The organism is Geodermatophilus sp. SYSU D01180, assembly GCF_054050415.1.
On sequence record NZ_JBJGZH010000012.1, the window covers coordinates 109,594 to 135,854 of the forward strand.

Consider the following 26,261-nt stretch of genomic DNA (forward strand, 5'->3'; position numbering starts at 1 on the left):
CGCGCCCCTCTCCCCCGTCGTCCCCGGCTCCCGGGCGCCAGCAGCGTAGGTGCGCGGCGTGAGCGGGTCCCGCAGCCGGGCGGCCCGCGTGGCGCCGGCGGCGCTGGTGTCCGGCGCGCTGCTGTCGGTGAGCGCGCTGTCCTACGTGGTCACCGTGCTGGCCGCGCGGGTGCTCACCCCGGCGTCCTACGGCGAGCTGGCCGCACTGCTCGGCGTCCTGCTGGTCGGCACGGTGCCGGCCACCGGCCTGCAGACCGCCACCGCGCTGCGGCTGGGCGGCCGGTCGCCGGAGGCGGCTGCGGCCGAGGTGCCGCGCCTGCACGCGACCGCGCTGGCCACCGGCGCCGCCACCGCGCTGGCCGGCCTGCTCGCGCTGGCGCCGGTGGTCGCGCTGCTGCGACTGCCCGACGCGACCGCGGCCGCCTGGATGGTCGCCGTCCTCGTGCCGCACACCCTGGTCGGCACCTACGACGGCGTCCTGCAGGGCACCGGGCGGCACGGGCGGCTGGCGGTGGTCGTCGTCGCCTTCGGGTCGCTGAAGACGGCGGGCGCGCTGACCGGGCTGCTGGCCGGCGGCACGCCGGCCGCGGCGCTGGCCGGCATGGCCGCCGGGTGCACGGCCGGCGCGGCCGTCTCCTGGCTGTGCGCGGGCCGGCCCGGGGTGACCCGCGGGCTGCGCGCACCTGCCCGGGCGGCGGCGCGGGCCGCGGGGGCGCTGGCCGGGCTGGTGCTGCTGGTCAACGTCGACCTGCTGCTCGCCCGGCACCACCTGCCCGCCGCGCTGGCAGGCGAGTACGCCGTCGGCGCGGTGTTCGCCAAGGTCGCCTACTGGCTGCCGCAGGGCGTGGGCGTGGTCGTGCTGCCGCGGATGGCCGACGCCGCGGCCCGCCGGCGCGAGCTGCCGCGCGCGCTGGCGGTCGTCGGCGGACTGGGTGCGCTGCTGACCGCGGCCACCGCGGCGCTCGGGCAGGCCGCGCTGCCGCTGGTCGGCGGGGCCGCCTACGGCAGCGCCCTGGGCGGCTGGGCGTGGGTGTTCACCGCGTGCGGCGCGCTGCTGGCGCTGGCGCAGCTGCTCCTCTACTCCGGCATCGCCGCCGCGGACCGCGTCGCGGCCGCCGCGGTCTGGGGCGCCGTCGCGCTCGAGTGCGCGGTGGTGGAGGTCCTGGCCGCGGCCGGGCGGCTGTCGGTGCTCGCCGTCGTCGGGACCGCGGCCGGGACCGGCGTGCTGCTGGTGGTCGTCGGCCTGCTGCGGCTGCGCGCGGCGGCACCGGACCCGGACGGCGACGCCGCGGTGGCCGCGACCGCGGTCAGCGGCGCGCCGGTCGCAGTGCCAGCACCGCCAGCGCCCCGGCCGCGCTGACCCCGGCGCCGGCGAGCGCGGCCGCGTCCCACCCGGCCAGCAGCCCGGCCGCGGTGCCGGCGGGCGCGCCCGCGGTCACCAGCAGGACGACCAGCGTGACGCCGACGGCGGCGCCCAGGTAGCGGGCGGTGTTGTTGGCGCCGCTGCCCATGCCGGCCCGCTCGGGCGGCACGTGCGCCACCGCCTCGCGGCCGAGCGCCGCGTTGGCCGCGCCGTAGCCGACGCCGAGGACCAGCAGGCCCGGCAGCAGCGCGGCGGCCCGGTCGCCGGGGTCGAGGACGGCCAGCGCCGCCAGGCCCGCGGCCGAGACCGCGAGGCCGGCGGCCAGCAGCACCCGCCCGTCGACGCCGGGCAGCCAGCGCAGGCCCACCGACGTCGCCGTCGCGACCGCGGACCAGATCAGCACGAGCACCGTCGTCGCGAGCAGGCTCTCCCCCAGCGCCCGCTGCAGCACGGTGGCGAGGAAGGACATCAGCCCGACCGTGGCCGCGCCGGTGACCAGCGCGCCGACGCTCGCGGCCAGGAAGCCGCGGACGCGGAACAGGCCGAGGTCGACCATCGGCGCGCGCACCCGGGACTCGGCCAGCACGAACGCGGCGGTCAGCACCGCGCCGCCGGCGAGCAGCGCGACCACGGGAGCGGTCCCGGTGCCGGTGCGGGTGGCGACCAGCCCGACCAGCAGGCAGCACACCGCGGCGACGAGCAGCACGGGCCCGGCGACGTCCACCCGCGGCCGCCGGCCGGGCGCGGCCTCCGGCAGCAGCAGCCGGGCGGCGACCGCCAGCAGCAGCGTGACGACGGCGGTGGCGACGTGCGTGGCCCGCCAGCCGGTGTCGCCGTCGAGGACCACCGCGGCCAGCCCGCCCACGCCGGTGCCCGCGCCCACGCTGGCGCCCCACACCGCCGCCGCGCGCGCCCGCGCCGGGCCGAGCGGGAACACCTGGGCGATCAGCCCGAGCGAGCAGGCCAGCACGGCCGCGCCGCCGACGCCCTCGACCAGCCGGCCGGCGACGAAGACCCCGGTCGACCCCGCGGCGGCCGTCAGCGCGGCGCCGGCGGCCAGCAGCACGAGGCCCGCGGTGAACACCCGGCGGCGGCCGAGGTCGTCGGCGGCGGCGCCGGTGACCAGCAGCGCCGCGGCCAGCCCGACGCTCATCGCCGACAGCAGCCACGCCTGCCCGCCCGCGCCGGTACCGAGGTCCGCCGCGGTGGCCACGGCGGTGGCCAGCGGGGTGACGAAGGCGGCGAGGACGACGAGGGTGCTCACCGAGACGACGGCGAGCGTCCGCCGCTGCAGCACGGCGGCCCCGGCGCCGGCGGCGGCCGCGGGGACGGGACGGGACTCGACCGATCGGGACACGCGCGCCCCCAGCAGGCTTGTCGGTTGGACATTCCAACCGTGATGCCGGGACGCTAGCAGGGCCGGCCGCGGGTGCACCACCCCTGCGGATGAACAGGCATGGGCCGCAGCAGCGGGGGGCAAGGCTGGTCCGAGGAGCACCGTCCGGGTGCCGCGAGACAGGGAGGAGCGCCGTCCATGGCGTCCGTCATCCACTTCACCATCGCGACCGTGGCCGAGGAGAGCCCCGACTTCCGCCGGGTCCTGTGGACCGGGCAGAACACGCAGCTGGTCGTCATGACCATCCCGGCGGGCGGGGAGATCGGCGAGGAGGTCCACGAGGACATCGACCAGATCCTCACCTTCGTCAGCGGCGTCGGTGAGGCGAAGGTCGGCGGGGCCACCAAGAAGGTGGCGCAGGGCGACCTGGTCGTCGTCCCGGCCGGGACGAAGCACAACTTCGTCAACACCGGCGAGAACCCGCTGATCCTCTACACGGTCTACGGCCCGCCGGAGCACGCCGACGGCGCGGTGCACCACACCAAGGAGGAGGCCGACGCGGCCGAGGAGTCCGGCGAGGACGAGCCGCCGACCGGGGACTGACCCCGCCGCCCCCTGGTGCCGTCCGCCCCCGCGGCGGCACCGGGGACACTGGGCGGGTGAGCAGCGCACTCGCCGACACCACCGCCGACACCGCCGAGGTCACCGCCGCACTCCGCCGGGCCGGGATCGGCGACGTCGACGACTCCGGCCTCGCCCGGGCGCTGTACTCCTCCGACGGCTCGCTGTACCGCGTACTGCCGCGCGCCGTCGTCCGCCCGCGCGACGCCGACGAGGTCGTGGCGGCCCTCGAGGTCTGCCGGACGCTCGGCGTGCCGCTGACCATGCGCGGCGCGGGCACCTCGATCGCCGGCAACGCGGTGGGCACCGGGGTCGTCGTCGACACCAGCCGGTACCTGGACCGGGTGCACGCGGTGGACCCCGAGGCGCGCACCGCGGTCATCGACCCCGGCGTCGTCCAGGCCCGCCTGCAGGTCGCCGCCCGCCCGCACGGGCTGCGCTTCGGCCCGGACCCGAGCACCGCCAACCGCTGCACCGTCGGCGGGATGATCGGCAACAACGCCTGCGGGTCGCGGGCGCTGGGCTACGGCCGGACGTCGGACAACGTCGTCGGCCTCGACGTCGTCACCGGCACCGGGCAGCGGCTGAAGCTGACCTCCGGCGCGGCCGTGGACGGCACGGGCAGCGGGGTGGTCGACGACCTGCGCGCCCTGATCGGCCGGGAGCTGGCCACCATCCGCACCGAGCTCGGCCGCTTCGGCCGGCAGGTGTCGGGCTACTCGCTGGAGCACCTGCTGCCCGAGCACGGCTTCGACGTCGCCCGCGCGCTGGTCGGTAGCGAGGGCACGCTCGCCGTCGTCCTCGGCGCCACCGTGCGGCTGGTCGCCGACGCCCCGTACCGCGGGCTGGTGGTGCTCGGCTACCCGTCGATGGCCGACGCCGCCGACGCCACGCCCGGCCTGCTCCGGCACGGGCCGACCGCCGTCGAGGGCCTGGACGAGCGGATCGTGCAGCGGCTGCGCGACGTGCCGGCCGCCGTCGTCCCCGACCTGCCGCGCGGCGCCGGCTGGCTGATCGTCGAGGTCACCGGCGACACCGTCGCCGAGGTGGAGGCCAAGGGTGCGGGCGTCGTCGCCGACGCCGGCGCGCTGGACACCCTGGTGGTCACCGACGTCGCGGACGCCGCGGCGATCTGGCGGATCCGTGAGGACGGCGCCGGCCTGGCCGCGCGCACCTCCGACGGCCGCCCCGCGCACGCCGGCTGGGAGGACGCCGCCGTGCCGGTGGAGTCCCTCGGCGCCTACCTGCGCGAGTTCGACGCGCTGCTGGAGCAGCACGGGCTGCAGGGCGTGCCGTACGGCCACTTCGGCGACGGCTGCGTGCACGTGCGCATCGACTTCCCGTTCGGGCGCGAGCCCGACCGCGGCCGCGCCGCCTACCGCGCCTTCGTCGAGGACGCCGCCCGGCTGGTGGCCCGCTACGGCGGGTCGGTGTCGGGCGAGCACGGCGACGGCCGGGCTCGCAGCGAGCTGCTCCCGGCCATGTACTCCCCCGCCGCGCTGGACCTGTTCGCGCAGGTCAAGGGGCTGTTCGACCCCGACGACGTGCTCAACCCCGGCGTGCTGGTGCGCCCGGCGCGCCTCGACGACGACGTCCGGGTGGCCGCGGCGCCACGGCTGCTGCGCACCGGCCCGCCCACCCTGGCGCTGGCCTACCGGCACGACGACGGCGACCTGTCCAACGCGGTGCACCGCTGCACCGGCGTCGGCAAGTGTCGGGCCGACCCGTCCGGCGTCGCGGTGATGTGCCCGTCGTTCCCGGCCACCCGCGAGGAGAAGGACTCCACCCGCGGCCGCGCCCGGGTGCTGCAGGAGATGCTCGCGCCCGGCGGGCCGGTGCGGGACTGGCGCTCGCCGGAGGTGCACGCGGCGCTGGACCTGTGCCTGTCGTGCAAGGGCTGCTCGCGCGACTGCCCGACCGGCGTGGACATGGCCAGCTACAAGTCCGAGGTGCTGCACCAGTCCTACCGGCGCCGCCTCCGGCCGCTGGCGCACTACACGCTGGGCCGGCTGCCGATGTGGTCCGACCTGGCCGCGCGGGCGCCGCGGCTGGTCAACGCGGTGCTGCGCAACCGGCTCGGCGGGCGGCTGGCGAAGTGGGGCGCGGGCGTGGACCGGCGGCGGTCGCTGCCGTCGTTCGCGCCGAGCACCTTCCGCCAGTCGTTCACCCCGCGGCCGGGTGGTGGCGCGCCGGTGGCGCTGTGGGTCGACTCGTTCACCGACCACTTCGCGCCGGAGGCCGCGCACGCCGCCGTCCGGGTGCTCGAGGCCGCCGGCTACTCGGTGCAGGTGCCCGGCGACGACACCTGCTGCGGGCTGACCTGGATCACCACCGGGCAGCTGGACACCGCGAAGCGCGTCCTCGGCGACACCGTGCGCCGGCTGGCGCCGCTGGCCGACGCCGGCATCCCGATCGTCGGTGTGGAGCCCTCGTGCACCGCGGCGCTGCGCAGCGACGCCGTCGAGCTGCTCGACGACCCGGCCGCCGCGCGGGTCGCCGCGGCCACCCGGACGCTGGCCGAGCTGCTCACCGCCACGGAGGGGTGGGCGCCGCCGTCACTGGCCGGCATCGAGGTGGTCGCGCAGCCGCACTGCCACCACCACGCGGTGATGGGGTGGGCGGCCGACGAGCGGCTGCTGCGCCGGGCCGGCGCCACGGTCACCCGGCTGGGCGGCTGCTGCGGGCTGGCCGGCAACTGGGGCGTCGAGCGCGGCCACCACGAGGTGTCGGTGGCGATCGCGGAGCAGCAGCTGCTGCCGGCCGTCCGCTCGGCCGGGCCCGACGCCGTCGTGCTGGCCGACGGGTTCTCCTGCCGCACGCAGCTCGACCAGCTCGCCGACCGCCCCGGCCGGCACCTCGCCGAGCTCCTGGCCGGCGCGCTGGACCGGGAATGAGCCGCCGGCCGGCGCGTTGGCGGCAGGCATGACCACTCTCGGCATCATCGGCGCCGGCCACATCGGCACGGCGCTCGCGCAGGCGGCCACCGACCTCGGCCACGACGTCGTCCTGTCCAACTCGCGCGGCCCGGAGACCCTCGCCGGCCTCGTCGACGCGCTCACCGACCGGCCCGCCCGCCGCGGATCGGTGCGCGCCGCGACCGCCGCCGAGGCCGGCGCCGCCGGTGACCTGGTCGTCGTCACCGTGCCGCTCAGGGCCCTGCCCCACATCCCGGTGGAGCCGCTGGCCGGGAAGGTGGTGATCGACACCAACAACTACTACCCGGAGCGCGACGGGCACGTCGCCGCCCTCGACGAGGGGACCAGCACCAGCTCCCAGCTGCTGCAGGACCACCTGCCCACGTCCCGCGTGGTCAAGGCGTTCAACCACATCGCCGCCGCGCAGATCACCGCCCGGCGGGCGCCGAGCGGCACGCCGCACCGGCGGGCGCTCGCCGTCTCCGGGGACGACGCCCCGGCGAAGGAGGTCGTCGCCTCGTTCATCGACGAGGTCGGCTTCGACGTCCTCGACCTCGGCCCGCTCGCCGAGAGCTGGCGGATCGAGCCCGGCACCCCCGGCTACGGCCCGGACCTCGACCTCGACGGCCTGCGCCGGGCGACCGCGGAGGCGAGCCGGGCCGCGTGAGCTCAGGCGGCGCGGCGGTCCCGGCGGGCGCGGGCGGCGGCCAGCACCGTCGGGGCCAGCGCCGCGGCGATCCGCGCGTAGCCGGCCGAGGAGGGGTGGAACCGGTCGGCGGAGAACAGCGCCGGGTCGGTGGTGAACGCCCGGCCCACCTCGCCGGACACGGCCGCGACGGCGGCGCCGCGCGCCTGTGCCACCTCCGCCTGCCGCTGCTGCATCGCCGCGCAGGCGGCCTGCACGACCGGCCGGAACGCCGGCGGCACGAACGGCACGCTGGACATGTCCGGCGCCGGCACGACGACGACGTCGGTGCCCGCGGCGCGCAGCCCGTCGACGGCGGCGCCGAGCGCTGTGACGGCCTGCTTGACGGGGAGGAACCGGGCGAGGTCGTTGGCGCCGATCACCACGACGGCGAGGTCGGCGCCCAGCGGCGCGGCGCGGCGGACCTGCGCGGCGAGGTCGCGGGAGACCGCGCCGGGCACGGCGAGCACGGACAGGTCGGTGTCGATGCCCGCGCTGCGCAGCACCTGCGCCAGCCGCGGGCCGAGGCCGTCCTCGACCCGCGCGGCACCGGTGCCGTACGCGATCGAGTCACCGAGGACGGCGAGGCGGAGACGGTCGGTCACGCCGGGTACAACGCCGGCCGGCGGGGAGCTCTGCCCGCCGGCCGGCGTGACCTGCGTCGGTGCGGCAGGACGGGCTCGCTGCCCTGCTCCTCGGCCAGCCGCTGCGACCCCGACGTCGTCTTCAGCGGCTCCTCCTGGATGAACAGCACCACCGGCAGCGCGAGCGCGGCCAGGGGCGTCGCGATGAGGAACAGCTCCGCGGTGGCGTCGGCGTAGGTGCCCTGCACCAGCGCGACCACCTCCGGCGGCGGTGCGCTGACGTCGGGCGCCGCGGCCGTCGGCCACCCGCGCGGCCAGCACCGCACCCAGCACGCTGACGCCGACCGTGCCGCCGAGGCTGCGGAAGGAGACTCCCGAGGTGGTGGTGCCCGGTTCCGCGGCCGGGACGTCGTTCTGCGCGGCCAGCACCAGGTCCTGCACGAGCATGCCGACGCCGCAGCCGAGCACGACCAGGTAGGCGTCCGGCTGCCAGGTGGACGTCCCGGCGTCGTCGGCGAGTAGCCGAGCCCTCACGACGCGACGGGGCCCGGCCGGGATCGCTCCCGGCCGGGCCCCGTGGGTCCGTGCGTGGCGGCGGTTAGGCCTTCGGGCCACCCGCGGCGTAGACGACCTGGCCGGAGACGAAGCCGGCGCCCTCGCTGACGAAGAACGACACCAGGTGCGCGATGTCCTCGGGCTGGCCGACGCGGGCCACCGGGATCTGCGAGGCGGCGCCCTTGATGAAGTCGTCGAAGGCGATGCCCATGCGCTCGGCGGTGGCCATCGTCATCTCGGTCTGGATGAAGCCCGGCGCGATCGCGTTGGCGGTGACGCCGAACTTGCCCAGCTCGATGGCGAGGGTCTTGGTGAAGCCCTGCAGGCCCGCCTTCGCCGTCGAGTAGTTCGCCTGGCCGCGGTTGCCCAGCGCCGAGGTGCTCGACAGGTTCACGATCCGGCCGAACTTCGCGTCGACCATGTACTTCTGGCAGGCCCGGCTCATGAGGAAGGCGCCGCGCAGGTGCACGTTCATGACCAGGTCCCAGTCGACCTCGGTCATCTTGAACAGCATGTTGTCGCGGATGACGCCCGCGTTGTTGACCAGCACCACCGGCGGGCCGAGCTCGGCGGCGATCCGGTCGACGGCGGCCTGCACCTGCTCGGCGTCGCTGACGTCGGCGCCCACGCCGAGCGCGCGCCCGCCGGCGGACTCGATGGCCTGCACGGTGTCCTTGGTGTTCGCCTCGTCCAGGTCGAGCACGGCGACGGCGAAGCCGTCGGCGGCCAGGCGCTTCGCCGTCGCGGCGCCGATGCCGCGCGCGGCGCCGGTCACGATGGCGACGCGGGGGGTTGCCTCGCTCATGGCAGTTCCTCTCGTATGGTGGCGGGCGTCGTCGCCGGCCGGTCCGGGTGGGGGGCTCGGGCCGGGTCGTCCCGCGCCGGCCCCCGGGCTGCGCCGGACACGTTACGTCGGGCTCCCGGGGCGTCCGGAGACGGCCCCGTACCGGTGCGCGGCGGCGGTCAGGGCCAGATCGAGGCGACGATGATCCCGGCGACCGAGAGCTGGGCGGCGGCCATCACGAGGCTCGCCGGGTGGAAGCCGGGCTCGGTGACGAGGTGGCCCATCTTCCCCGGCGTCAGCAGGTCGAGGACGACGAAGGCGACGGCCTGCATCACCACGCCGAGCAGGCCGAAGACCACGGTGTAGAGCAGCGCCTCCCCGAACCCGGACGTCGCGTTGGTCCAGATCGAGGCGAAGATGACCGCGCCCTGGGCGAGGAACCCGGCGGACAGGACGACCGCGGCGCTCACCGACCGGTCCTCGTAGATGCGCCGGCCGAGGTGGCCGGGCGTCAGCAGGTCGAGGACGAGGAAGCCGAGGGCCAGCAGCACGAGGCCGACGGCGGTGTAGGCGACGGCGTAGCCGAGGCTGGCCAGCACGGGACGGGTACCTCCGGGGGCGGGAGCGGACGGGCCTGCCAGTTCCTACCGCACCGGCTCCCCCGGCCGCACGCGACGGTCCGGCCGGTCAGTCCCCCGGGCGCACGACGTCCCGCCGCAGGCCGTCCCCCCGCACCACGTCCACCCGGTGGAAGCCCTCCGCCGCGGTGGGCGGGACGAACCGCGCCCGCGCGGCGTACACCCCGACCAGCGGCACCGGCGACTCGCGGGCCGCGTTGCGGGCCAGGCACTCCTCGAGCGGGGTGTCCAGCCAGACCGCGCGCACCGGCACGCCGGCCGCGCGGGCCGCGGCGACCAGCGGCGCGCGCTCCTCCGGCGAGGGGCTGGTGTTGTCGACGACGACGCTGCGCCCGGCCGCCAGCAGCGCGGCGACGACCCGCCGCTGCCGGGCCTCCCGCCGGCGGGCGCGGGGCCAGTGGTCCTTGCTCACCACCTCGTGCGTGGCGGCGAGGGTCCGCTGCACCCAGGTCGACTTGCCCGCGCCCTGCAGGCCGACCACGACGACGAGCTCCTGCCCGCCGTCGGCCGCTCCGGCCGTCAGGCGCTCCGGCGCAGCGGGGTCACCGGCTCGTCGTCGTCCTCGAACACCGGGCGGGCCGCCGGGTGCTCGACCAGCGCGAGCACCCTCCCGGACATGAAGCGTGCGGTGCGCACGGGCGTGCCGCCGCGGGTGGTCTCGGTGACCTCCACGACGCCACGGCCGTGGGACACGTCCACCCGGCGCCCGGCGCGGGTGGCCTCGATCTCGTAGGTGCGGGTGTCGCCACCGGCGTCGATGACGACCTCGACACGATCGCCCTTCACGGGTCCTCCTCGGGGTCTCGCCGGGACCGTTCCCCGGCTTCTGGACAACGTCCTCCCGACCCCTGACATTCCCCGAAAGCGCTGGTCAGTCCCCGGATCCCCGCCGCGAGGGCCAGTGCGGGTGCAGCGCCCGGACCGAGGCCAGCGCCGCCCGGCGGGCCTGCGCGCGCTGCCGCGCGCGGCTGGTCCGCGGGGCCCGCGGCTCCTCCCGCAGCAGCGCGTCCAGCCAGTGCCCGCGCGGGTCGACGTCGACCAGCAGCGCCTTCACCAGCAGCGTGAGCGGGATGGCCAGCAGCGCGCCCAGCGCGCCGAGCACCCAGCCCCAGAACAGCAGCGCGAGGAAGGTGACCGTCATCGACAGGCCCACCGAGTCGCCGACGAAGCGCGGCTGGATGAGCGTCTGCACGACGAAGTTGAGCAGCGAGTAGACGACGATGATCACCCAGAACTCGGTCCAGCCGCCGGCGAGCAGGCCGAGCAGCGCCGGCGGGATGACGCCGAGCACGAACCCGATGTTGGGCACGTAGTTGGTGATGAACGACAGCAGGCCCCACAGCACCGGCAGGGGGACCTCGAGGATCGCCAGCGCGACGGTGTCGCCCACCGCCACGATCGCGCCGAACACCGTGCTCACCAGCAGGTAGCTGCGGGTGCCGCGGGCGAACAGGCCGAGGGCGATGGGCAGGTGCGGCCGGTCCTCGGCGACCAGCGCCAGCCGGCGGCCGAACCCGCCGGACTCGATGGCGAGGAAGACCATCGCCGACAGCAGCAGCACCAGCGTGCTGGCGGTGTCGGTGACCCGGGCGAGCAGGTCGGTGGCCAGGCCCACGAGCTGGCCGTAGTCGAACCGGTCGACCAGGTCCTGGATCTGCGTGGAGGACAGCCCGGCCTCGTCGAGCCGCTGCACCGTGTCGTCGAGCAGCACCGCGAACTGCGGGGCGTAGTCGGGCAGCAGGACGGCGAACTGGGCGATCGCGACGACCAGCAGCGACCCGAGGCCGAGCAGCACGCCCCACACGAGCAGCAGCAGGACGCCGGCCGCCGCCCAGCGCGGCACGTGGTGGCGCAGCAGCCAGCGCTGCACCGGCATGAGCGCCACGACGACGACCAGCGCCAGCAGCACCGGCGCGACCAGCCAGGCGATCTCGCGCACCCCGGCGACGGCGATCGTCGCGGCCGCGGCGCCGACCAGCAGCACCAGCCAGCGGGGCAGCCCACCGGGGCCGGAGAGGGTGCCGGCCGGTCCCGGCGCCGGGCCGTCGTCGACCGGCGCGAGCGGGACGTCGGCGGCCAGCGGGAGCCCGTCGGCGAGGTCCTCGGGCAGCTCGGTGGGCTCCGGGGGGACCACCCGGGAGGCCCCGCTGCGCGCCCGCTCCGCTCCCGGCCCGGGCAGGTGCGCCTGCGCGGCCATGGACGTCCTCCCCCCGTGACGGCGCCGTGACGCCCCAGGGTGTCACGGCGGTGCGGTTCCCGCGGGGAGCCTCAGCCGGAGCGGCCCTCGAGCAGCGCGGTCATCTCCGGCAGGTCGAAGAACGCCGCGGTCTCGCGGGCGCTCGGGCCGCCGGCGTCGGGGTCGGCGCCGGCGGCCAGCAGTGTCCGCACGCCGGCCTCGGAGCGGCGGAACACCGCCGCGGCCAGCGCCGTCTGGCCGCGGTCGTTGGCCCGGCCGGGGTCGGCGCCGCGCTCGAGCAGCGCGGCCACCGTCTCCGGGTGGTCGTGGTAGGCCGCGAGGATCAGCAGCGTGTCGCCCTTGTCGTTGGTGAGGTCCACCGGCACCCCGGCGTCGACGTAGGCGGTGAGCTCGTCGGTGTGGCCGAACCGGGCGAGGTCGAAGACCCGCGCGGCCAGCTCGATGACGCCGGGGTCGATCGGCTCGCTCACGACCGCGCCCCCGTCCCGAGGCCGTCGACGAGGGCCAGGATCCGCCGCCAGGCGTCGTGGCAGGCCTCCTCCCACTCGGGCGCGGCGCGGTCGAAGAAGGAGTGCGGGGCGCCGTCGTAGACCGCGGTCTCGACGGCGGCGCCGGCGGCGCGCATCGTCTCCGCGAGGGCCAGCTGGTCCTCGACGGGGGTGGCGGCGTCGGCGCCGGCGACGATCACCAGCGTCGGGCGCGAGGCCCGCCCGGCGGCGTCGCCGACCATGGCCGGCCGGCCGTAGAAGCCCACGCAGGCGGCGACGTCGAGGTCGCCGCCGGACTGCCGCCAGGAGTGGCTGCCGCCGAAGCAGAAGCCGACGGTGACCACCGGCAGGCCGGGCCGGGTGCGCCGGCGCAGCTCGGCGATCGCCGCGGTGAGGTCGGCGTCGACCCCTTCGGGCGTGGTCTGCGGGACGTGCGTCTGCCAGTCGAAGCCGGCGTCGCGGGTGCCGGACCCGCAGACGCCGGCGGTGCGGCCGAAGTAGTCGAACGCGACGGCGGGCACGCCGGCCTCGGCGAAGCGCTCGGTCAGCGCGACGTAGTACGGGTGCAGCCCGCGGATGTCCGGGAGGACCACCACGCCGGCGGGCGCGGCCGCGACGTCGGCGGGCAGCGCCCAGGCGGCCGAGACCCGGGTGCCGTCGGCCGCGGTGAGGACGGTGAGGCCGCGGTCGCCGACCTGCCCCGGGCGCGGCGGGGCGGGCGGGCGGCTGGCGGGGTCGTGGCACATGGCCCTGTGCTACCAGGCCGCGCCGGGCACCGTGCGAGGGGCCCGGGTCAGACGCCGCCGGTGCGCTCGGCGGCCCCCGCCCGGCCGCCGAAGACGGCGGCGGCCACCTCGCGGCGGGCGTCGGTGAGCCACCCGTACTGCCGGTGCGCCTGGTCGATGAGCCGGTCGAGCTCGGCCCGGTCCAGCCGGTCGTCGGCCTCGGCGACGATGCGCAGCGTCTCGAAGCCGCTGCGCTTGGCGCGCACCCCGGAGGCGAGGAACTCGAACTCGACGAGGTCCGACAGCGGCGAGCGGGACAGCAGCCGGCCGTTGAGCTTGGCGCGGGTGACCTTCTCCGCCAGCCAGACGCCGAGCTGCTTGTACTGCCGCACCGGGATGCCGAGCGCCCGGGCGGTGGCCAGCAGCGAGGACTTCTCCTCGCGCAGCTCGCCGAGCAGCTGGGTCAGCGGCGCCTCCCAGCGGGAGCCGCGGTGCACGCCCAGCATCCGGCCGACCAGTTCGATGCCGCCGGTGGCCGAGGCGAGGTGGTCGTTGACGTAGACGCCGAGGAGCTCGGCGTTGCGCAGCGGCTGCACGGGTTCGGACACGGGACCTCCTGCGGGGCGGGACGTCCCCATCCTCCGCGACGGGTGATCACCGCGCGCGGCGGCGTCCCTCAACCGGGCGCCCGGCCGGCGGCGCGGGCGAGCAGCCGCGCGGCGGCCGGGCGCAGTTCCTGCTCCAGCTCCCAGGACCCGGCGGCCAGCCGCTGCGCGACCGCCTGCCGGGAGACGCCGAGCTCGGCGGCCGCGGCGGCCCGCGTGGCGCCGGCCGCGACCAGGTCGACGGCGGCCCAGGCGGCGGTGCTGCGGCGGGCGAGCAGGACGGCGAGTGCGGTGAGCACCGCCTGCGCGTCGGCGGCCGCCTCGGCGTCGGACCCGCGCACCGCCAGCCGGGCCGGGCGGCGCCCGGCGGCCTCCAGGGCGCGGCGCGCGGCCAGCACCACCGGGCCGTCGTCGGGACCGGGCGGGGCGGCGCCGACGCCGATCCGCCGGCCGCCCGCCCGCACCAGTGCGGCGACGGCGTCCACCGCGGCCGGGGCGTCGTCGACCACCGCCGCCCAGCCCTCCCCCACCGCCCGCGCGCCGGCCCCCAGGACGGCCGGGGGTCCGCCGGCGGGGGAACCCGCGGTCAGCGGGGCACAGGCGACGGCCAGGGGCACGCGCGCAGCGTCGCCGCCGGGCGGGCCGGGTGCAAGCTCCTGGGCTTGCCCGGCGTGCCGGTCAGTCCTGCGCGAGCTCGGGCGGGAAGCCGCCGGTGGCCACCGGGCCCCAGCGCTCGATCGTGATCCGCAGCAGCGACTTGCCCTGCCGGGCCATCGCGGCGCGGTACTCGTCCCAGTCGGGGTGCTCGCCGCTGATCGAGCGGAAGTACTCGACCAGCGGCTCCAGCGCCTCCGGCAGGTCCAGCACCTCCGCCCGGCCGTCCACCTGCACCCACGCGCCGTCCCAGTCGTCGGACAGGACGCAGAGGGAGACGGCGGGGTCGCGGCGGGCGTTGCGCACCTTGGCGCGCTGCGGGTAGGTGCTGACGACGACCCGGCCCTCGGCGTCGACGCCGTAGGTCACCGGGGACAGCTGCACCCCGCCCTCGCGGCGCCGGGTGAGCAGCACCGCGCGGTGCCGCGGGCGTAGGAAGTCGAGCAGCTCGGCGCGCTCGACCCGGTCGGCTCTGGCGGTCCTGGGCACGTGCCCGACGCTAGCCGCGGCCCGCGCCCGGCCGGCCGTCGGGCGGTGGTCCGCGGTGATCCGTGGTGCGATGTGACCATGAGGTTCCGCCTGTCCGGACGCCGGGACGACGCCCCGGCCGGTGGTGGCGCGTCCGCCGCCGGCGGCGCCGCGACCCGTGACCGCGCGGCCGACGACGGGTCCGGCGCCGGGCCGGTCGGCGACGAGCGCACCACCCCCACGCTCACCGGCGAGGGCGGCCCGGGCGACCCGCGCGCTGCCGACCACGACGCCACGGCCGCCCCCGCCCCCGCCTGGCAGCGCGGCGAGCGGGCCGTGTCGGCCACCCGCACCCTCGCCATCGCCTCCGCGCAGCTGCTGCTCATCAGCGCGGCGCTGGTGGTGGTCGGCTGGGTCCTCGGCAAGCTGTGGGTCATCCTGCTGCCGGTCATCCTCGGCCTGCTGTTCGCCACCGTGCTGTGGCCGCCCACCCGGTTCCTGCGCCGGCACGGCTGGCCCCCCGCCCTGGCCTCGGCGGTCGTGCTGCTGCTGTTCCTCGGCCTCATCGGCGGGCTGATCGCCGTCATCGCGCCACAGGTCGCCGACCAGGTCACCGAGCTCGCCGACCAGTTCACCAGCGGCCTGCAGCAGGTCCAGGACTGGCTGCAGGGCCCGCCGCTGAACATCGACGAGGAGCAGCTCGGCCAGTACGTGGACCAGGCGATCGACTCGGTCCAGAACAACGCGTCGAACATCGCGGGCTACGCGGCCACCGGCGCGTCCGCCGTCGGCAACGGGCTGATCAACCTGGTGCTCGCGCTGGTGCTGGCGTTCTTCTTCGTCAAGGACGGGCCGCGCTGGGTGCCGTGGCTGGCCGCGCAGACCGGGCCGAAGGCCGCCCCGCACGTGGCCGCGCTGTCGCAGAAGACCTGGACGACCCTGTCGGAGTTCATCAAGCAGCAGGCCCTCGTCGGCTTCGTCGACGCCTTCTTCATCGGCCTGGGGCTGTGGATCCTCGACGTGCCGCTGGTCATCCCGCTGGCCGTGCTGACGTTCTTCGGCGCGTTCATCCCGATCATCGGTGCGTTCGTCGCCGGCGCCTTCGCGGTGCTGATCGCCCTGGTCGACGAGGGCTTCACGGTGGCGCTGATCGTCTTCGGGATCGTGCTGCTGGTGCAGCAGATCGAGGGCAACGTGCTGCAGCCGATCATCCAGGGCCGCGGGTTCAACCTGCACGCCGCGGTGGTCATCCTCGCTGTCACCGCCGGCGGCAGCCTGGCCGGGATCATCGGCGCCTTCCTCGGGGTGCCGGTGGCCGCGCTGATCGCCGTCGTCTACCGGTACACCCGCGACGCGCTCGACGGCCGCCATCCCGAGGTCGCCGACGACGGCACCCGCCACCAGGTGGCCGGCGGCGACGACGGCGCCGTCCTGACCCGCTCCCCCGCACCGCCGGCCTGACCGGACGGGAATGCCGGCCCGGCCGCCGTCGCTTCCCCTGACGACGTCCGACCAGCAGGCGTCCGACCAGCAGGAGGTGCCCCCGTGGCGCAGCGACCGGAGGAGCTCGTCGAGCTCACTCCCGAGGCCGACCCGTTCCTCGCCGCCGAGGAGGCGGTTGCCGGGGCTGCGCAGCGGCGCGGCCTGGTGCTCGTGCACGCCCTCGCGGGCGACTTCGACGCCGCCTCGTCCGCCCAGCTCGCCGCCTCGCACCTGCTGGCCTCGCTGCCGCACCGCACCGTCGCGCGGTTCGACGCCGACCTGCTCGTGGACTACCGCGCCCGCCGGCCGCGGATGACGTTCAACGGCGACCACTACGAGGACTTCACCGCGCCGGAGATCGTGCTCTCGGCGCTGGAGGACGACGCCGGCGAGCCGTTCCTGCTGCTGCACGGGCCGGAGCCGGACTACCGGTGGGAGGGCTTCGCCGCCGCCGTGGCCGGGGTGGTCGAGCGGCTCGGGGTGACCTCGGTGGTCGCGCTGCAGGCCATCCCGATGCCGGTGCCGCACACCCGGCCGGTGACGGTGACCGCGCACGCCACGCGCCGGCAGCTGATCGAGTCCTACCCCGTCTACTGGGGCGAGCTGCGCGTCCCGGGCAGCGCCCCGGCACTGCTGGAGCTGCGCCTGGGCGAAGCAGGCGTGGACGCCCTCGGGGTGGCCGCGCACGTGCCGCACTACCTGGCGCAGGCCAGCTACCCGGCCGCGACGCTCACCCTGCTCGAGCACCTGGGGCGGCTCACCGGCCTGCTGCTGCCCACCGAGACGCTGCGCGAGGCGGCCCAGCAGCACCGCACCGAGGTCGACGAGCAGATCGCCCGCTCGGCCGACAACACCGCCGTCGTGGCCGCGCTGGAGCAGCAGTACGACCAGTTCGCCGCCGCCCGCGAGGGCGAGGACCTGCTCGGCGGGGCCGGCGAGGTCCCCAGCGGCGACGAGATCGGCGCGGAGTTCGAGCGCTTCCTCGCCGAGCAGGACCGCCGGGGCCGGGGCGACTAGCGCACGGTGCGCCGGGCCCGCGTGACGCTCAGGGCCACCGCGCCCAGCGCGCCGACGACGGCGAACACGTAGAACCCCCACGGGAAGGCGATGCCCGCCGTCACCAGGGCCCCGGTGATCACCGGCCCGACGATGGCGCCCACCCGGCCGGCCCCCGCCGACCAGCCCAGCGCGGTGGCGCGCACGGCCGGCGGGTGGTTGGCGCTGGTGAACGCGTACACCAGCACCTGCGCCGAGAAGACGAAGCAGCCGGTGAGGAAGCACATCAGGTAGAGGCCCGCGGTGGGCAGCTCGACCGACAGCAGTGCCAGGAACAGCGCGCCCGAGGCGAACCAGATCATCCCGGCGGTGCGGGCGCCGATGCGGTCGGCGACCGTGCCGGCCACCAGCAGGCCGACGATCGCGCCGACGTTGAGCACCAGCAGGAACGCCAGCGAGCTGCCGAGGTCGTAGCCGGCCTCGCGCATGATCGTCGGCAGCCAGTTGTTCAGGCCGTAGACCAGCAGCAGCCCCATGAACGAGGTCACGCCGATGGCCACGGTGTTGCGGGCGAACCCGCCGGTGAACAGCGAGCGGACGGTCGAGGCGGCGCCGGCGGGTGCGCCGGCCGACGCCGGGCCCGCCGTGCTCTCCAGCTCCAGCCCGTACCGGCGGGCCACCTCCTCGGCCTCCGCCCGCCGGCCGGCGGCCTGCAGGAACGACGCCGACTCCGGCAGCCGGGCGACCATCAGCGGGACGAGCACCAGGGCCGGGGCCGCGCCGATGACGAACATCCACCGCCAGCCCAGCGACGGGATGACCACGATGGCCAGCGCCGCGGTGGCCACGGCGCCGACGTGGTAGCCGGTCATGATCGTCGTGGTGGCCCGGCCGCTGCGCCCGGCGCGGGTGAACTCGTTGACCATGGCGATCGCGGTCGGCAGGCAGCCGCCCAGGCCGAGGCCCGCGAGGAAGCGCAGCACCCCGAAGACGACCTCGTCGGGCGCGAACGCGCACAGCAGGGTGAACAGCGAGAAGGACGCCACGGCGCCGATGAGCGCCTTGCGGCGGCCGACCAGGTCGGTGAGCGTGCCGATGGTCAGCGCGCCGATCATCATGCCGACCAGGCCGATGGTGATGACCGCGGTGGCGCCGGTGCCGGTGAGGGCGAACTCCTCCGGCTGCGACAGCGTGGGGACGACGGTCCCGACGACGACCAGGTCGAAGCCGTCGAGCAGCACGGCGATCCAGCACAGCGGCGCGACCCACCCGGCGGCGCGGGCCGCGGCGCCGGGCGTCGTCGGGCGGACGGGGGTCGAGCTCATCGGTGTCCTCCACGGCGAGGGCGTCGGCGGTCGACCGACGGTAGGAGCGCCCCGCGTCGCGTCCCAATCGGCTCCCGCTCAGCGGAAGCACCCCGGCCCGACACACGACAGCGGGCCGCGCCCGGGGATCCCGGACGCGGCCCGCTGCTCGTGACCCCGCGGCGCTCAGGCCTCGACGGTGACGTGCTCGTTGGGCACGCAGTGCGTCATCTGGTGGCCGGTGACGTCACGCGGGCCGTTCTTGCCGAGGTTGGCGGCGCGCTGCAACTCCTCCTCGGAGAGGGTCTGCGTCTGCAGCGGCTCCAGGCCGCGGACGTCGTCGGCGCTGATGCCCAGGCCGTCGCCGACCCGCTGGCCCCACTCGTCGTCGCACATGAACAAGTGCCAGACCATCCGCTCCTGGATCTCGCGGCGGCACTGCGAGAGGGCGTCGACCAGGTTGGCCACCAGGTCGTCCTTCTCCCACTGCTCCGAGAGCTGGTAGCGCTCACCGGCCTGCGCGTAGTCGTTCGTGCGCGGGATCCGCTTGCGGGTGAGCCGGCCGGTGATGACCGGGCCCTGCTCGTCGTGCGTCGGGTACTGCGCCTCCCGCAGGCCGCCGAGGATCGACGGCTCGTAGTTCACGTGCGGGTTGGTGCCCTCGGCCCGGTCCACGCCGTAGGCCATCTGGCCGTCGCGCTGGTTGGTGGCGACCCGCGCCTTCGGCGCGTTCACCGGCAGCTGCAGGTAGTTCGGGCCCACCCGGTAGCGCTGGGTGTCGGAGTAGGAGAACGTCCGGCCGACGAGCATCTTGTCGTCGGAGAAGTCCAGGCCGTCGACCAGCACGCCGGTGCCGAACGCGATCTGCTCGTTCTCGGTGAAGTTGTCCACCGGCATCCGGTTGAGCGTCATCGTCCCGACCTTGCGGACCGGGAACAGCTCCTCGGGCCAGACCTTGGTGTCGTCGAGCGGGTCGAAGTCCAGCTCCGGGTGCTCGTCGTCGCTCATGATCTGGACGTAGAGGTCCCACGACGGGAAGTCGCCGGCGGCGATGGCGTCGTGCAGGTCCTTGGTGTGGGTGCCGAGGCTCTTGGCCTGCGCGGCCGAGGCGTCCGCGGCGGTCCAGGACTTCACGCCCTGCTTCGGGTACCAGTGGTACTTGACCAGGACGGTCTCGCCCTGGCCGTTGACCCACTTGTAGGTGTTCACGCCGAAGCCCTGCATGTGCCGGTAGCTGGCCGGCGTGCCCCGCGGGCTGAAGACCAGCGAGATCATGTGCATGGCCTCGGGGGTCTGGCTGAAGAAGTCGAACGCCCGCTCGGCGACGTTCGCCTCGAAGGTGACCGGGTCCGGCTTCTGCGAGTGGATGAAGTCGGGGAACTTGATCGCGTCCCGGATGAAGAAGACGCCGAGGTTGTTGCCGACGAGGTCCCAGTTGCCCTCCTCGGTGTAGAACTTCACGGCGAACCCGCGCGGGTCACGCGCGGACTCCGAGGAGTCGCGGCCACCGGCCACGGTGGAGAACCGCAGCGCGACGTCGGTGCGCTTGCCCTTCTCCTGGAACAGCTTGGCGCGGGTGTACCGGCTGATCGGCTCGTCGCCGACGGTGCCGTCGGCCTCGAAGTAGCCGAACGCGGTGATGCCGCGCGCGTGCACGACGCGCTCGGGGATCCGCTCCCGGTCGAAGTGGCTGATCTTCTCGAGGAACTGGTAGTTCTCCAGCGTCGCCGGGCCGCGCGCGCCCACCGTCCGCTGGTTCTGGTTGTCGTAGACCGGGTGGCCCTGACGGTTGGTCAGGACCGGGCGGTCGGCCTCGCTCGGGGCCGGGCCCTGCGATGCGACGTCGGTCATGCTCCTGCCTCTCCTCGGGTGTGGTGCTGTCCGGCCGCGGAACGGACTCGGACGGACGGGCCGGGGACGGCGGCCGGGTGGCCGGCGCCCTGGCAGACGGGGCACAGGCCCCAGAACACGACCTCGGCCTCGTCGACGGCGAAGCCGGCCGTGTCCGACGGGACCAGGCACGGCGCCGCGCCCACGGTGCAGTCGACGTCGGCGACCGCGCCGCACGAGCGGCACACCAGGTGGTGGTGGTTGTCCCCCACGCGGACCTCGTAGAGCGCCGGCGCCCCGGCGGGCTCGACCCGGCGGGCCAGCCCGACGGCGACCAGCGCCTTGAGGACGCCATAGACGGCCTGCGGCGAGAGCGTGGGGTGTGCCTGGCGGGCCACCGTGACCAGCGTGTCCGCGTCGGCGTGCGGATGGGCGGCGAGGGCGTCGAGGACCGCGAGCCGCGGCCGGGTGACCCGCAGCCCGGCGTCGCGCAGCCGCGGCGCCCACGTCGTCTCCATCGGGTCCCACCCAACCCGCTTTTCTTTAGTCAGTCAAATCAACGGCACGTGTCGGGTGGGGCTCCCCGCTGGTCCACCGGTACCCGGGTGGCCAGGAACACACGCGTCAGGCGAAGACGATGGTCCGGTCGCCCTCGACGACGACGCGCTCCTCCACGTGCCAGGTGACCGCCTGCGCGAGCACCTGGCGCTCGACGTACCGGCCGATGCGGCGCATGTCCTCGACGGTGGCGCGGTGGTCCACCCGCGCCACCTCCTGCTCGATGATCGGGCCGGCGTCGAGCTCCGGGGTGACGTAGTGCGCCGTCGCGCCGATCAGCTTCACGCCGCGGTCGTGCGCCGCCTGGTACGGGTTCGCCCCGACGAAGGCCGGCAGGAAACTGTGGTGGATGTTGATCAGCCGCTCGGGGAAGCGGCCGCAGAAGTCCGCCGACACGATCTGCATGTAGCGGGCGAGCACCACCAGGTCGACGTCGCCGACCAGCTCCAGCGCCCGCGCCTCGGCCTCGGCCTTGGTCGCCGGCGTCACCGGCACGTGGTGGAAGGGCACCCCGGCCGCCGCGGCCACCGGCTCCAGGTCGGGGTGGTTGGAGACGACGGCGGTGATGTCGGCGCGCAGGTCACCGGCCCGGACCCGGTAGAGCAGCTCCTGCAGCACGTGGTCGGTCTTGGACACGAACACCGCCAGCCGCGGCCGGCGCGCGGCCTCCGACAGCCGCCAGGTCAGCTGCCACTGCGCGGCGAGCAGCTCCAGCGCGCCCTCGAGCTGACGGCGGCGCGTGGCCAGCCCGGGCAGCACGAACTCCAGCCGCAGGGTGAACACCCCGCCGGTCGGGTCCGAGGAGTGCTGCTGCGACTCGGTGATGTTCGCGCCGACGTCGGCCAGCAGCCGGGACAGCACCGCGACGATCCCCGGCCGGTCCGGGCAGCGGACGACCAGCCGCCCGAGGTCGGAGGAGACGGGGTCGTGCGCGAGCGGGGCGGCGGACACGGTGCGCCATGGTGGCAGAAATGGCCATTTCTGCCGCTCGGCGGGGGTCAGACGGCGGGCAGGCGGGCGCGGGTGCGGGCGGCGACGTCGAACAGGTCGCCGTACTCCTCCACCCGGGCGAGCACCTCCTCGGTGCGGAAGCGCAGCTCGGCGGGGTCGGCGCCGTCGCGGACGGCGTCCACCTCGTCCCACCCGATCGGCGTGGACACCGGGGCGTCGGGGCGGGCGCGCAGCGAGTACGGGGCGACCGTCGTCTTGGCCGGGTTGTTCTGGCTCCAGTCGACGAGCACCTTGCCCGGCCGCAGCACCTTCTCCATCCGCCAGACGACGCGGTCGGGCGTCTCGGCGGTGAGCTCCTGCGCGAGCGCCTTGGCGTAGCGGCTGGGGTGCTCGCGGTCGGTCACCCGGATCGGCGCGTAGACCTGCATGCCCTTGGACCCCGACGTCTTCACCACCGGGTCCAGGCCGTCCGCGACGAGCTTGACGCGCAGCCGCTCGGCCAGGTCGCAGCACTCGGCGATGCCGGCCTGCGGGCCGGGGTCGAGGTCGAGCACGAGCAGGTCCGGCAGCGCGGGCTGCAGCTTGCTACCCACCTGCCACTGCGGCACGTGCAGCTCCAGCGCGGCGAGGTTGGCCGCCCAGGCGAGGTCGGCGACGGTCTCCAGGACGACCATCTCCAGCACCTCGCGGTCCTTCGAGCTGCCGGGGCTCGGGACGGTCACCTTCCGCACCCAGTCCGGCGCGTGCCGGGCGCTGTTCTTCTCGAAGAACGCCGGCCCCTCGACGCCGTCGGGCCAGCGGGTGAACGTGACCGGCCGGCCGGACAGGTGCGGCAGCAGCACCGGCGCGATCCGCACGTAGTAGTCGATGACCGCGGCCTTGGTGAACGAGACCTCGGGGAAGAGCACCTTGTCGAGGTTGGACACCGACAGCTGCCGGCCCTCCACCCGCACCCGCTGGCGGTCCATCAGGCTCCCCTCAGGGGGACCACTCCACGACGACGTCGTCCACGTCGAGGTCCTCGCGCAGCCCCCGCCACGCAGGGTGGCGCATCCGGCCATCCGCGGTCCACGCGGCGAAGGCGACCTCGCCGACCAGCTCCGGCTCGGCCCAGCGCGCGTCGCGGGCCACGTCGCGCGGGACGGCGCCGGCGAAGGGCGCGGTGCGGCGCGGGGTGAGCAGCCCGCCGAGCTCGCGCAGCACCGCGTCAGTGAAGCCGGTGCCGACGTGCCCGGCGTAGACCAGCCGGCCGTCGTCGTCGTGGACGCCGACCAGCAGCGACCCCACTCCCCCGGCCCGCCGCCCCTTGCCCGGCCGCCACCCGCCGACGACGACGCTCTGCATGCGGACGTGCTTGACCTTGCGCCACTCCGGCGAGCGCGCGCCCGGCCGGTACGGCGAGTCCAGCCGCTTGGCGACCACGCCCTCCAGCCCGTTGTCCCGGCTGGCCGCGTGCACGTCGGCGCCGCCGCCGCGGAACCACGGGGTCGCCGCCCAGCGGTGGCCCTGCGGGCCGAGCGCGTCCAGGCGCTCCCGCCGCTGCGCGTAGGGCAGGTCGAGCAGGCTGCGGCCGCGGTCGGCCAGCAGGTCGAAGACCAGGTAGGTGACGGGTGCAGCGGCCGCGAGCCGGGCGACCTCCGGGCCGCCGGTGCGGTGCATGCGGTTCTGCAGCAGCCCGAAGTCCGGCCGGCCCAGCCGGTCGAGGGACACCACCTCGCCGTCCAGGACGGCGTCGACGCCGGCCAGCGGGTCCGGCAGGCGACCAAGTTCGGGATAACGGGCGGTCAGGAGGGTGCCGCTGCGCGCCCAGAGGTCCACCCGGCCGTCGCGGACCGCCGCGAGCGCCCGGACGCCGTCCCACTTGAACTCGTAGCCCCACGCGGCGTCGTCGGCCGGCAGCTCACCGGCGACGGCGAGCATCGGCGCCGGCACCGGCGGCTCGGGCAGGGCGGGACGGACCATGCGGGACGAGGTGGGTCAGGCGCTGCGGCGGGACGTGCGCTTGGCCGGCTCCTTCTTGGCCGCCGTGACCTTGCGCGCCCGGGTCGGGCGGGCCGGCGCCTCCTCGGCGGCCGCCTCCGTCGCCGGGGCCTTCTTCGCCGCCGCCTTCTTGGCGGGCCTGCGCGCGGGCGCCTCCGCGGACGCCTCGTCCTCGTCGGCGGCGCCGCCGCGGGCGCGCTCGACGCTGCGCCGCAGCGCGCTCATCAGGTCGACGACGGCCGCGCCGGGGTCGGCGGTCTCGGGCACCGGCTGCACGTCGCCGCCGGTCTGCTTGGCCTCGAGCAGCGCGGTCATCGCCTCGCGGTAGTCGTCGGTGAACTCGGCGGGGTCGAAGTCGCCGGTCATCGAGGTGATCAGGGCCTCGGCCATCTGCAGCTCCTGCGGCCGGACCGAGACGTCCTCGTCGAGGAAGCCGAAGTCGGGACGGCGGATCTCGTCGGGCCAGCGCATGGTGTGCAGCACCAGGACGCCGTCGCGGACCCGCATGGCGGCCAGCGACTCCCGCTGCCGCAGCGCGATCTTGGTGATCGCGACCCGGCCGGTGTTCTCCAGCGCGTCGCGCAGCAGCACGTAGGGGCGGGTGGCCGGGCCGTCGGGCTCCAGGTAGTAGGTCTTCTCGAACTGGATCGGGTCGATGTCCGCCTGGTCGACGAACTGCAGGACCTCGATCTCCCGCCGCGTGGTCAGCGGCAGCTCGGCGAGGTCGTCGTCGGTGAGGACCACCAGCTGGCCGTCGGGCAGCTCGTAGCCCTTGGCGATGTCGCCGTACTCGATCTCCTCGCCGTCGATCGAGCAGATCCGCTTGTACCTGACCCGCCCGCCGTCGGCGGCGTGCACCTGGTGGAAGCGGACGTCCCTGTCCTCGGTCGCGGTGTAGAGCTTCACCCCGATGCTGACCAGGCCGAACGAGACCGCGCCGCGCCAGATCGAGCGCATGTCACTCCCCTTCCCCGGGCTCCGCGACCGATGGGCGGCGCGGCCCGCAGGATAGGTGCGGGCCGGCGCCCCGGCAGTGCGGTCGCTGGTGATCTCCTCCGCCCGGGGGAAGCGGGCGCTCCTCTCGCTCCTGTGGTGCTCAGTCCTGTTCTGCGTGCCGGCCGGACGTGTCGTCCCCGTCGGCGGCACCGCTCCCATCGTCCTCCGGGCCGCCGCCGGTGACACTGCTCTGCAGCGCGTCGTAGGCGAACTGCAGGACGTCGGAGCCGGCCACCATCGTCATGGTCAGCGCGGCCAGCCGGGTGGCCCGCGGCGCGGCGACGTAGGAGAAGACGAATGCGGTGCCCACCCACTGCGCCAGGCAGAACGGGCAGGTGACCAGCTCGCCGACGGCGTGCTTCCAGCCGTGCTCGACCCGCAGGTCCTCGGCGAGCTCCGCCTCGCCCGACGCGCCCTGGAACCGGGCGAACGGCGCGCGCAGCGGGCTGGTGACCGGGTCCTTGGCGATCCGCCGGGCCAGCCGGAAGGTGCCGACGGTGAGCAGCACGGCGTCGCCGAGCGGGATCCGGCCGGGCAGCTCCCGGCCGGAGGCGCGGACCGCCGCCGCGCCGGCGGCCACCGCCGCGCTGTACACGCTCATCGCGCCGAGGAACCCGCCGAGGGGCCGGCCCTCGTCGCCGGCGTAGCCGCGCGCCTGCTCGTTCGCCCAGCGGCGCACCGGTTGCCCGATGCGCGCCACCTCGTCGGGGATCGCCATGCGGCTCCCGCTACCCCTGCGGCCCGTGCGCCATGCCGCCCGGCCCGGCCGGTCGCGTCACGTCCGCCCGCCGCATGGCTTCCCGGGAGGCGGGTAGGCGGGAGGGCAGTCCGCCGCCGGGAGCACCGTCCGGCGGCCCGAGAGAGAGGAACGCCCGATGACCCAGCCGGAGCCGAACGACAGCGGGGCGGTCCACTCCGCGCAGAACGACGCCGAGTTCCCCGACGACGAGCGCGGCCTGACCGGCGTGCGCGAGGGCGGCGCGCCGGGCTCCCAGGGGCAGACCGCCCGCGACGTCTTCCCCGAGGACCAGGGCGTGCCCGACGTCTCCCAGGACGACTTCCCCACGATGCAGCGCTCCGAGGACCCGCAGTTCGCCCCCGAGCCGGGCGACCGGGAGGACGAGCCGGTCGGGTTCGGGACGACGGCGCGCGAGCAGCAGGAGGGCGAGTCGCTGACCGCCCGCCTGGAGGAGGAGATCCCCGACGACGACCCCGGCGTGCGCCCCGCCGAGGACCCGTCGCGCGCGTTCGCGCAGCTGGACCAGGACCAGGACACCGACGCGCGGAGCGACTCCGGCACCAACCGCACCGGGGACGACGTCGAGGCGTTCGCCGACGCACCGGTCGCCGGCGAGGGCCCGGAGGAGTCCGCGGTGCACGTCGTCGAGAACACCTGACGCCACTCCTCCGCACCGTTCCGTCACCGGCCCGGGGGGGGGGGGGGGGGGGGGGGGGGGGGGGGGGGGGGGGGGGGGGGGGGGGGGGGGGGGGGGGGGGGGGGGGGGGGGGGGGGGGGGGGGGGGGCGGGGCCGGGGGCGCGGGGCCG

The 26,261-nt window shown here is 76.0% G+C and carries 28 protein-coding genes; 7 read left to right on the forward strand and 21 right to left on the reverse strand.

All coding sequences use genetic code 11. The features are described 5' to 3' along the window. Positions 1–58: 58 nt before the first annotated feature. The gene (locus ACI8AA_RS13165) at positions 59–1,360 is read left to right on the forward strand and encodes a hypothetical protein (protein ID WP_457044859.1); all 1,302 of its coding nucleotides are present in this window, start codon (positions 59–61) and stop codon (positions 1,358–1,360) included. On the opposite strand, the gene ACI8AA_RS13170 is transcribed toward ACI8AA_RS13165, so the two are convergent. Next, positions 1,308–2,720, reverse strand: a complete 1,413-nt coding sequence (locus tag ACI8AA_RS13170; protein WP_457044860.1) for an MFS transporter — start codon at positions 2,718–2,720, stop codon at positions 1,308–1,310. The genes ACI8AA_RS13165 and ACI8AA_RS13170 overlap by 53 nt on opposite strands. Before the next feature lie 177 nt (positions 2,721–2,897). Between ACI8AA_RS13170 and ACI8AA_RS13175 the strand changes: the two genes are divergently transcribed. Genes ACI8AA_RS13175 through ACI8AA_RS13185 form a run of 3 tightly spaced genes read left to right on the forward strand, consistent with a single transcriptional unit; the run spans position 2,898 to position 6,902 of the window. Next, the gene (locus ACI8AA_RS13175) at positions 2,898–3,302 is read left to right on the forward strand and encodes a cupin domain-containing protein (protein ID WP_457044861.1); all 405 of its coding nucleotides are present in this window, start codon (positions 2,898–2,900) and stop codon (positions 3,300–3,302) included. A 56-nt stretch (positions 3,303–3,358) separates the two neighbouring features. Further along, positions 3,359–6,214 carry an FAD-binding and (Fe-S)-binding domain-containing protein gene (locus ACI8AA_RS13180; RefSeq protein ID WP_457044862.1) on the forward strand — a complete coding sequence of 952 codons (2,856 nt, stop codon included), beginning with the start codon at positions 3,359–3,361 and terminating at the stop codon, positions 6,212–6,214. 28 nt (positions 6,215–6,242) lie between these two features. Then, a complete protein-coding gene (locus tag ACI8AA_RS13185) occupies positions 6,243–6,902 on the forward strand; it encodes an NADPH-dependent F420 reductase (RefSeq protein WP_457044863.1) in 660 nt (219 codons plus the stop codon). Positions 6,903–6,904: 2 nt separating this feature from the next. Here ACI8AA_RS13185 and ACI8AA_RS13190 read toward each other — a convergent pair whose 3' ends face one another. From ACI8AA_RS13190 to ACI8AA_RS13245, 12 genes are all read right to left on the reverse strand, one after another. Then, complete coding sequence (locus tag ACI8AA_RS13190) at positions 6,905–7,525, reverse strand: SGNH/GDSL hydrolase family protein (RefSeq protein ID WP_457044864.1); 621 nt, start codon at positions 7,523–7,525, stop codon at positions 6,905–6,907. Further along, a complete protein-coding gene (locus ACI8AA_RS13195) occupies positions 7,522–7,830 on the reverse strand; it encodes a hypothetical protein (protein ID WP_457044865.1) in 309 nt (102 codons plus the stop codon). The genes ACI8AA_RS13190 and ACI8AA_RS13195 overlap by 4 nt, the downstream gene beginning before the upstream one ends. 272 nt (positions 7,831–8,102) lie before the next feature. Further along, entirely contained in the window at positions 8,103–8,864 is a 762-nt protein-coding gene (gene fabG / locus ACI8AA_RS13200; RefSeq protein ID WP_457044866.1) for a 3-oxoacyl-ACP reductase FabG, read from the reverse strand. A gap of 158 nt (positions 8,865–9,022) precedes the next feature. Next, positions 9,023–9,442 (reverse strand): DUF350 domain-containing protein, encoded by a 420-nt coding sequence (locus ACI8AA_RS13205; protein ID WP_457044867.1) that lies wholly within the window; start codon positions 9,440–9,442, stop codon positions 9,023–9,025. An 88-nt stretch (positions 9,443–9,530) separates the two neighbouring features. Then, the gene (locus ACI8AA_RS13210; protein ID WP_457044868.1) at positions 9,531–9,962 is read right to left on the reverse strand and encodes an AAA family ATPase; all 432 of its coding nucleotides are present in this window, start codon (positions 9,960–9,962) and stop codon (positions 9,531–9,533) included. A 38-nt stretch (positions 9,963–10,000) separates the two neighbouring features. Beyond that, entirely contained in the window at positions 10,001–10,267 is a 267-nt protein-coding gene (locus ACI8AA_RS13215) for a hypothetical protein (RefSeq protein WP_456927976.1), read from the reverse strand. An 85-nt stretch (positions 10,268–10,352) separates the two neighbouring features. After that, a complete protein-coding gene (locus ACI8AA_RS13220) occupies positions 10,353–11,678 on the reverse strand; it encodes an AI-2E family transporter (protein WP_457044869.1) in 1,326 nt (441 codons plus the stop codon). A 71-nt stretch (positions 11,679–11,749) separates the two neighbouring features. Further along, positions 11,750–12,148 (reverse strand): ankyrin repeat domain-containing protein, encoded by a 399-nt coding sequence (locus tag ACI8AA_RS13225; RefSeq protein WP_457044870.1) that lies wholly within the window; start codon positions 12,146–12,148, stop codon positions 11,750–11,752. Next, positions 12,145–12,912 (reverse strand): dienelactone hydrolase family protein, encoded by a 768-nt coding sequence (locus ACI8AA_RS13230; protein WP_457044871.1) that lies wholly within the window; start codon positions 12,910–12,912, stop codon positions 12,145–12,147. The genes ACI8AA_RS13225 and ACI8AA_RS13230 overlap by 4 nt, the downstream gene beginning before the upstream one ends. Positions 12,913–12,959: 47 nt before the next feature. Next, the gene (locus ACI8AA_RS13235) at positions 12,960–13,499 is read right to left on the reverse strand and encodes a hypothetical protein (RefSeq protein ID WP_457044872.1); all 540 of its coding nucleotides are present in this window, start codon (positions 13,497–13,499) and stop codon (positions 12,960–12,962) included. Between the two features lie 68 nt (positions 13,500–13,567). Beyond that, entirely contained in the window at positions 13,568–14,113 is a 546-nt protein-coding gene (locus ACI8AA_RS13240; protein ID WP_457044873.1) for a hypothetical protein, read from the reverse strand. A gap of 61 nt (positions 14,114–14,174) precedes the next feature. Next, complete coding sequence (locus ACI8AA_RS13245; protein WP_457044874.1) at positions 14,175–14,639, reverse strand: PPOX class F420-dependent oxidoreductase; 465 nt, start codon at positions 14,637–14,639, stop codon at positions 14,175–14,177. A gap of 78 nt (positions 14,640–14,717) precedes the next feature. Here ACI8AA_RS13245 and ACI8AA_RS13250 point away from each other — a divergent pair, with 78 nt between their 5' ends. Together ACI8AA_RS13250 and ACI8AA_RS13255 are read left to right on the forward strand one after the other, a co-directional pair. Beyond that, positions 14,718–16,079, forward strand: coding sequence for an AI-2E family transporter (locus ACI8AA_RS13250; protein ID WP_457044875.1), 1,362 nt, complete (start codon positions 14,718–14,720; stop codon positions 16,077–16,079). Positions 16,080–16,163: 84 nt separating this feature from the next. Continuing rightward, positions 16,164–17,117: a proteasome assembly chaperone family protein gene (locus ACI8AA_RS13255; RefSeq protein WP_457044876.1), complete on the forward strand. Its 954-nt coding sequence runs from the start codon at positions 16,164–16,166 to the stop codon at positions 17,115–17,117. Here the strand turns inward: ACI8AA_RS13255 and ACI8AA_RS13260 are convergent. The 8 genes from ACI8AA_RS13260 to ACI8AA_RS13295 form a co-directional block, all read right to left on the reverse strand. Beyond that, positions 17,114–18,421, reverse strand: a complete 1,308-nt coding sequence (locus ACI8AA_RS13260) for an MFS transporter (RefSeq protein ID WP_457044877.1) — start codon at positions 18,419–18,421, stop codon at positions 17,114–17,116. The genes ACI8AA_RS13255 and ACI8AA_RS13260 overlap by 4 nt on opposite strands. A 165-nt stretch (positions 18,422–18,586) precedes the next feature. Beyond that, complete coding sequence (locus tag ACI8AA_RS13265; protein ID WP_457044878.1) at positions 18,587–20,251, reverse strand: catalase; 1,665 nt, start codon at positions 20,249–20,251, stop codon at positions 18,587–18,589. Next, entirely contained in the window at positions 20,248–20,748 is a 501-nt protein-coding gene (locus ACI8AA_RS13270) for a Fur family transcriptional regulator (RefSeq protein WP_457044879.1), read from the reverse strand. Before ACI8AA_RS13270 ends, ACI8AA_RS13265 begins: the two co-directional genes overlap by 4 nt. A gap of 106 nt (positions 20,749–20,854) precedes the next feature. After that, positions 20,855–21,739: a formyltetrahydrofolate deformylase gene (gene purU, locus ACI8AA_RS13275; RefSeq protein ID WP_457044880.1), complete on the reverse strand. Its 885-nt coding sequence runs from the start codon at positions 21,737–21,739 to the stop codon at positions 20,855–20,857. Positions 21,740–21,786: 47 nt separating this feature from the next. Continuing rightward, positions 21,787–22,707 carry a non-homologous end-joining DNA ligase gene (gene ligD / locus ACI8AA_RS13280; RefSeq protein ID WP_457044881.1) on the reverse strand — a complete coding sequence of 307 codons (921 nt, stop codon included), beginning with the start codon at positions 22,705–22,707 and terminating at the stop codon, positions 21,787–21,789. A gap of 10 nt (positions 22,708–22,717) precedes the next feature. Continuing rightward, positions 22,718–23,701, reverse strand: a complete 984-nt coding sequence (ligD, locus tag ACI8AA_RS13285) for a non-homologous end-joining DNA ligase (protein ID WP_457044882.1) — start codon at positions 23,699–23,701, stop codon at positions 22,718–22,720. Positions 23,702–23,716: 15 nt separating this feature from the next. Next, positions 23,717–24,676 carry a non-homologous end joining protein Ku gene (gene ku / locus ACI8AA_RS13290; RefSeq protein ID WP_457044883.1) on the reverse strand — a complete coding sequence of 320 codons (960 nt, stop codon included), beginning with the start codon at positions 24,674–24,676 and terminating at the stop codon, positions 23,717–23,719. A gap of 139 nt (positions 24,677–24,815) precedes the next feature. Continuing rightward, positions 24,816–25,433: a DUF1360 domain-containing protein gene (locus ACI8AA_RS13295; RefSeq protein WP_457044884.1), complete on the reverse strand. Its 618-nt coding sequence runs from the start codon at positions 25,431–25,433 to the stop codon at positions 24,816–24,818. Positions 25,434–25,590: 157 nt separating this feature from the next. Between ACI8AA_RS13295 and ACI8AA_RS13300 the strand changes: the two genes are divergently transcribed. Further along, the gene (locus tag ACI8AA_RS13300) at positions 25,591–26,112 is read left to right on the forward strand and encodes a hypothetical protein (protein ID WP_457044885.1); all 522 of its coding nucleotides are present in this window, start codon (positions 25,591–25,593) and stop codon (positions 26,110–26,112) included. The last annotated feature ends 149 nt before the right edge of the window (positions 26,113–26,261 follow it).